The 7292-nt window shown below is 38.8% G+C and carries 6 protein-coding genes and 1 pseudogene; 5 read left to right on the top strand and 2 right to left on the bottom strand.

The genetic code is table 11. The features are described 5' to 3' along the window. Positions 1–184: 184 nt before the first annotated feature. Complete coding sequence (locus AS180_RS20620; protein ID WP_025908145.1) at positions 185–847, bottom strand: TerC family protein; 663 nt, start codon at positions 845–847, stop codon at positions 185–187. A 321-nt stretch (positions 848–1168) separates the two neighbouring features. Between AS180_RS20620 and mecA the strand changes: the two genes are divergently transcribed. The 5 genes from mecA to pepF all read left to right on the top strand — a co-directional run bounded on the left by mecA (position 1169) and on the right by pepF (position 7002). After that, the gene (gene mecA, locus AS180_RS20625) at positions 1169–1852 is read left to right on the top strand and encodes an adaptor protein MecA (RefSeq protein WP_025908144.1); all 684 of its coding nucleotides are present in this window, start codon (positions 1169–1171) and stop codon (positions 1850–1852) included. An 80-nt stretch (positions 1853–1932) separates the two neighbouring features. Then, the gene (gene cls / locus AS180_RS20630) at positions 1933–3450 is read left to right on the top strand and encodes a cardiolipin synthase (protein WP_025908143.1); all 1518 of its coding nucleotides are present in this window, start codon (positions 1933–1935) and stop codon (positions 3448–3450) included. A 118-nt stretch (positions 3451–3568) separates the two neighbouring features. Beyond that, positions 3569–3706: a hypothetical protein gene (locus AS180_RS23000; RefSeq protein WP_156413526.1), complete on the top strand. Its 138-nt coding sequence runs from the start codon at positions 3569–3571 to the stop codon at positions 3704–3706. Positions 3707–3843: 137 nt separating this feature from the next. After that, positions 3844–5031 (top strand): competence protein CoiA, encoded by a 1188-nt coding sequence (locus tag AS180_RS20635; RefSeq protein WP_025908141.1) that lies wholly within the window; start codon positions 3844–3846, stop codon positions 5029–5031. A gap of 150 nt (positions 5032–5181) precedes the next feature. Beyond that, positions 5182–7002 (top strand): oligoendopeptidase F, encoded by a 1821-nt coding sequence (gene pepF / locus AS180_RS20640; RefSeq protein WP_025908140.1) that lies wholly within the window; start codon positions 5182–5184, stop codon positions 7000–7002. Positions 7003–7152: 150 nt separating this feature from the next. On the opposite strand, the pseudogene AS180_RS23005 reads toward pepF, so the two are convergent. Further along, a pseudogene (locus AS180_RS23005) lies at positions 7153–7292 on the bottom strand (IS4 family transposase); the annotation flags it as partial.

The following is a 7292-nucleotide window of genomic DNA, read 5'->3' on the forward strand; positions in this document are numbered from 1 at the left end:
TCACTTGTTCATCTCGATGATTTTTAAGTGCACCCATCATGTTTCATCAACTCCAGTCTTTTTTTATCAGTGTTACCACTGATAAAAAAAGACAGACATAAAAAAGCTGTTGAGAACAAAGTTTCTCAACAGCCTGAAAAGCCTTCATGTATAACATGAAGGCTTTCTTGCTCCTATATTAGGCTTATTGTGAGCGAAATTTATTAATTAATAGTCCGCTCGCTAAGACCAAGATGACAGTGATGACTGGAATTGATGTTTCAAGCGTATGATTATTGGCGAAGAAGCCGTGTAGGTTCTTTTCGTGTCGAATCATATTTCCTGCTGTGTAAGCTAGAATACCCGCTCCTGCATAAATAAGTAGAGGAAAACGTTCCATTAAGTATAGGATAAGCTTACTTCCCCATACAATAATAGGAATAGAAACGAAAAGACCAATAATCACCAGTAAGATATTCCCATGAGCTGCACCAGCTACGGCGATGACGTTGTCTAAGCCCATGACAAGGTCAGCAAATACAATGGTGCGAACCGCAGCGCCTAATGTAGCACTGGCCTTAATATTGGAGGATTCGTCTTCATTTGAAACGAGCAGCTTAAATGCAATGACTACTAATAAAATTCCACCAATTAGTTGTAAATAAGGAATAGTTAATAAATAAACAGCTAAAATAGTAAGTAAAATACGAACTACAACAGCTAGCCCTGTACCAAGAACGATTGCTTTGTTGCGCTGTTTCTCAGGGAGGTTTCGGCTAGCAAGGGCAATTACAATTGCATTGTCTCCACCTAGTACGATATCAATACCGATAATGAGTAGGATGGAGGTGAGTAGTTCCAAGTCCAATATACGTCGCCCCCCGATTTGTGTAACAGTTTGTACTATTACGCAGTATTGAGCCTTCAGTCGTATCATGTTAAGGTTGCACCGGCTCGCATGGTTAACAGAGTGTTTTATTTCCCTTCCATAGGATTTTATCATAGAATGGATATATGAGGTGTACAGAAAGATTCTATGCTTGTTTACGTGGAGTTAGAATACTTTACAAATTTGTAAAGTCCATGTAGTATTGCTTTAACATAAAGGAAAATAGTCCTTATTTCGTTAAGGTAATGAGAAAGAAAGACCGTATTGCCTTCACTGATTTTTCCGAAGGGAGAGATGATAATGGAAATCGAACGCATTAATGAAAATACGGTAAAATTTTTTGTCACATACGTTGATATTGAAGAACGAGGATTTGACCGAAATGAAATTTGGTTTAGCAGAGAACGAAGCGAGGAACTGTTTTGGGAGATGATGGATGAAATTCATCAAGAAGAAGAGTTCGTAGCAGAAGGTCCGCTTTGGATTCAGGTACATGCGCTTGAAAAAGGCTTAGAAGTTATTGTAACAAGAGCTCAAATTTCAAAAGATGGTCAAAAATTCGAAGTACCAGTTGGCGAAAATGATAAAATTGATATCCCTGTAGACGGAAAAGTTGAAGCGCTGTTAGATCAGCATCAAGCCAACCAAAAGAAAAAGGATGAGCTTGAAGAGGGTGTCATTGAAGATGAAGGCCTGCATTTTGTGGCTCATTTCCGTGACTTAGAAGATTTAATCATGTTAAGCCACCATCTAGAATTAGATGAGCTAATCAATCATATGTATGTGTTTGAAGGCAAATATTATTTATATGTAGAATTTACAGATGATGAAGACTTCGTCACTGAGATTGATAATATATTAAGCATTATTTTAGAGTATGGAAATGAGTCTCATTTAACTGTGCACCGTTTAATGGAATATGGAAAGCAGTTAATGAGCGATAATGCATTAGAACAATTAAAGGCTCATTTTCCGTTAAGATAAAAGTGGCCGATTTCATGTATGTGAAATCGGTCTTTATTATGAACGAACAGCATGTTCATTAGTAGGATAGGTGAATAAAATTGAAAAATCGTTTACAGCTACTTGTGTTTATTGCAGGTCTTGTTGTCGTTCTTGTTTTGACAAAAGAGTATTTGAGTGGTCAAATTATTGGGATTCTGAGCTTGCTGATTACCATTAGCGTGATCTTTATTGGATTAGTTATTTCACTTGAAAATCGTCACCCAACCCAAACGTTAACATGGCTTGTCGTTTTAGGAAGTTTTCCTGTTGTCGGCTTTTTCTTTTATCTACTGTTTGGGCGAAACATTCGAAAGAGACGATTGTTTGCAAAAAAAGCGAAGCTAGATGAGCAGGTTTTATTGAAGATGGAAAGAGATTCTTCAATCTTTGATGAGCAGGTTGAGCGCTTTGGTGAAAAACGTAAACAGTTATTAACATTAGCTACTCAGCTCGGGAAAGCTCCCGTTTCATTTGCGTCTGATACGCGAGCACTCACGAATGGTGACGAAACATTTGATGAAATACTTGAAGCTCTACAGCATGCGCGTCACCACATTCATATGGAATATTACATTGTCAGACATGATGACCTAGGACAAAAAATTAAAGATATTTTGATTGAAAAAGTACAAGAGGGTATTTATGTGCGCTTTTTGTACGACGCCGTTGGAAGTTTTAAGCTTTCTAAGCACTACATTCACGAAATGCGAGAAGCAGGCGTAGAAATGGTACCATTTTTACCTGTTCGCTTGCCGCTGTTAAACAATAAAATTAACTTTCGAAACCACCGTAAAATTGTAGTGATAGACGGAACGATTGGATTTGTCGGAGGGTTAAATATTGGGGATGAATATCTTGGTCAAAGTCGACACTTTGGCTTTTGGCGTGACACGCATCTTCAGGTTCGTGGCGAAGCGGTGCGCTCTTTACAACTAATTTTCTTACAGGACTGGTATTATATGACGGGTCAAACGCTGTTAACCCAAACCTATTTGTCACCAGACTTAATTGATGTTGATGAGGAGAGCTGCGGGGGAGTTCAAATGATTGCTGGAGGTCCGGACCGAGAATGGGAAGTTATTAAACACTTATTTTTCTCCATGATTACGTCAGCGCGAGAATCAATTTGGATTGCATCACCGTATTTTATTCCTGATGAAGATATCTTCACAGCGCTGAAAGTAGCAGCGCTTAGCGGAGTAGACGTTAGGTTACTTGTACCAAAAAAACCAGATAAAAAAATCGTTTTTCATGCTTCACGCTCTTACTTTCCAGAGTTACTAGCAGCAGGAGTGAAAGTGTATGAATACGAAAAAGGCTTCATGCACAGTAAAATTGTGATTGTGGATAAAGAAATTGCATCGATTGGTACTGCCAACATGGATATGAGAAGCTTTCATTTAAACTTTGAAGTGAATGCTTTTCTTTATAAAACAGCAAGTACTCAAAAGCTCGTTTATGAGTATATGCAGGACTTAGAGGTGTCTTCGTCACTTCATTTAGATCAATTTCAAAAGCGTCCCATCTTGCAGAGAGTTTTCGAGTCAACATCTCGATTATTATCACCTCTACTCTAAGAAAGATTGAGACATAAGTAATTCAGCCTCTACTATACCTGAACGATTGAGAGTTCATAACTTTTAATCGTTCAGGTTTTTTGGTTGATTGTGAAAACAATGTTGGAAACAGTGTGGAATGGAGCGTTGGACACTCGACTCCTGCGGGAAAGAGAGGAAAACTGAGATCCCGCAGCGCAGCGAGGAAGCTCAGGTTCCTCCCCGCGGAAAGCGAGTGGCCGTAGCGCAATGGAACGAACGTGTTGAGACAAACTAAAGAGATGGGAACAGCTAGTGTTCGTCTTTTAGAAGCAATCATTTTGTTATGTCCCAAACTCTTTTTACAAAAAGAAGGGATTTGCTAACCTTTAACGAATATACAGTAAGAATTCAATAAGGAAGGAGTGTTAGCCATTGCTCGTTGCAAAAACAGTCCATAATCGCTTGGTTTCATTAGCCAGTGGCTTTACAGAGGCAGAGCTTCGGCGTTTGCAAAAAACGGGGTCTTTTTATTGTCCAGCTTGTAATGAATCTGTTGTGCTTCGCGTAGGAGTAAAGCGCTGTTCCCATTTTGCGCATCGAAAAAAAGAGTGTACAGTTGACCAGGAAGGAGAGAGCGATTATCACGTAACAGGAAAGCTCCAGCTGTTTCGTTGGTTACAAACTCATACCTCAGCTCAGTTAGAGCACTACTTGCCTCAAATCCAACAACGTCCAGATTTGTTTGTTGAAGTAGGAAAAGCAGCTTATGCATTTGAATTTCAGTGTGCTTCATTGTCTACTGAAGCGTTCGTTCAGCGAACAAGCGGCTATAGAACGCAAGGGTATCACCCTTTTTGGATAATGGGCGCAAATCGATTAAAACGCTTAGGTACCTCACTTTTTCGCCTATCTCCTCAAGAATGGCAGTACCTCACTCTCACCGACCAATCGCCAACTCTTTATTATTTTTCACCCTTCACAAATGAGTTAATCAAACTTGAGCATATCATTCCGTTTTCCTCCCAAATTGCTTTTGCTGAATTGAAAATTCTCACACCTAGTTCTCATACATTTTCAGAATGGCTTACTTTGCATACGTCTCCTTCTTATCATGAAGGGTGGATTCAAAAAAAGAGGAACTTCCGTACAACATACATGCTATATCCGGGCTTACAATATAAACATTTTTTAGAAAAGCTCTATACCCTTCAAATTCCACCCACTCATTTTCCTTCTGAAGCTGGTTTTCCAATTCCTTCTGCTTTTATGATTGAAACACCGGCTGTCATATGGCAAACTTGGCTATTGCTTGATATCATGCAAGTGAAAAAGGTAGGGGAAGTAGTGAATCTTAAGCAGCTATATATGCAGTTTAGCGCTCGGGTTCGCAAAAAGTTAATTAAATTACGATATGTTCCGTTCATGCAGTCTACAATTGAAAAGCCGCTGTTAGAGTACGTAGAAGTACTATGCAAGCTAAAATTCTTTTCTCCTGTTACGTATGACTCTTATCGAATCGAGAGAGGGTATACAGTTCCTATGCTCAGCTCAGATGCATTCTTAGAAGATGGGTTATTAATGAAAAAATGGTTAGACCAAGCAAAAGAAGTGACACGTTAGCAGAAAATAAGTACGCTTAAATAGAAGCACTGTTTGGGCGTACTTACAGGCTGACTAATTTTTGAAAAGTCACATACAATAAAAAAGGATTCGTCTTCTATATAGCGAAATTAGTAACAGAGACGGAGTAAAAGATGAAAGGGTGTTAATATGAGTGAACAATCCACGGTGAAAAAGCTGCCAAATCGCAGTGAAATTAAAGTAGAAGATACATGGAGATTAGAAGATATTTTTGAAACGGATGAAGCGTGGGAGCAAGAATTTCAAGCTGTTAAAGCCTTAGTTCCGGAAATGGAACAATATCGCGGCAAGCTTGGAGAATCAGCAGACATGCTTTTTAAAGCACTTCAGCAGCAAGATGAACTAACAATGCGGGTCAGCAAGCTTTATACATATGCACATATGAGGTATGACCAAGATACAACGAACTCATTCTATCAAGGATTAAATGATCGAATTAAAATGTTGTATACAGAAATTGCGAGTGCGTTATCTTACGTCACGCCTGAACTATTAGCAGTAGATGAGGAAACGCTAAAACAATATTTAAAAGATAGCAAGGATTTACAGCTATATGCACATGCGCTGGATGAAATGAATCGTGAGCGTCCTCATATCCTTTCTGAGAGTGAAGAAGCTATTCTAGCACAGGCATCTGAAGCGCTAGGAGCATCAAGTAATACGTTCGGTATGCTGAATAATGCTGATTTAGAGTTTCCATCCATTAAAGATGAAAACGGGGAAGAAGTGGAGATTACCCACGGTCGTTATATTCGGTTTTTAGAAAGCAGTGATCGACGCGTTAGAGAAGAAGCGTTTAAAGCCGTCTATGATACGTATGGAAAGTTTAAAAATACATTTGCGAGTACTCTTAGCGGAACGGTTAAAAAAGATAACTTTAGCGCTAAGGTCCGTAACTACGAATCAGCTCGCCATGCAGCTCTAAGCGCAAACAATATTCCAGAAGAGGTATATGATAATTTAGTTGCAACGGTAAACGAATATCTGCCTCTATTACAGCGCTATATTGACCTACGAAAGAAAGTGTTAGGTGTTGATGAGCTTCACATGTATGATCTGTATACACCGCTTGTGCAAGACGTCAAAATGGAAATACCATATAGCGAAGCAAAAGATTATTTATTAAAAGGTTTGGCGCCGCTTGGAGAAGAGTACATTTCCATTTTAAAAGAAGGATTTGAAAATCGCTGGGTTGATGTGCACGAAAACAAAGGAAAGCGAAGCGGTGCTTATTCTTCTGGAACATATGGAACAAATCCATATATCTTAATGAACTGGCAGGACAATGTGAACAATCTTTTCACATTAGCTCATGAGTTTGGTCACTCAGTGCACAGTTACTATACGCGTAAAGAACAGCCTTACCCATACGGTGATTATTCAATCTTTGTCGCTGAAGTCGCATCTACGTGTAACGAAGCTCTATTAAATGATTATTTATTGAAAACAATCGATGATGAAAAGAAACGATTATACTTATTAAATCATTATTTAGAAGGCTTCCGCGGTACCGTGTTCCGTCAAACGATGTTTGCTGAATTTGAGCATGAAATTCACGTTCGGGCTCAAAATGGTGAACCGCTAACACCAGAGCTGCTAACAAAGTTATACTATGATTTAAATAAAAAGTACTTTGGTGATAATTTAGTCATTGATGAAGAGATTGGCTTAGAGTGGGCAAGAATTCCACATTTCTACTATAATTATTATGTGTATCAATACGCAACAGGCTTCAGCGCAGCTGCAGCGCTAAGTAAGCAAATTCTTGAAGAAGGAGACGCGGCTGTTGAGCGTTACCTTGGCTTCTTAAAAGCTGGAAGCTCTGATTATCCAATCGAAGTGCTAAAACGCGCAGGAGTGGATATGACAACTGCTGAACCAATCAAAGAAGCATTAGAAGTGTTTAAAGAAAAGCTTGAAGAGATGGAACGTTTGTTAGAGAAAAACTAAGTTTCACTAGTGTTGCATAAATGTTGACGCAATTTTCAGTTTAATGTTTTTTCCTGTTTAGAGCCAAAAAAGTAAATACCTTATTAAAGGTGGCTCCATCCATTTGGAAATTATGTACAATTAGACTTGTGCGACGACGACAATTTATTTTTAAGGAACGGTTTTTCCTTTAATCTTTCGTATCCAGATATGTGCCGGTTTCCATAACGAAGCCCTTAAAAAACGGCTAATCTGTAGCGTTTTTCGCTTACTTTTTGTTTCGATTTGCGCAATTACATTTAGGCAAAAAA

This window comes from Priestia veravalensis (genome assembly GCF_001457055.1).
GTDB lineage: Bacteria > Bacillota > Bacilli > Bacillales > Bacillaceae_H > Priestia > Priestia flexa.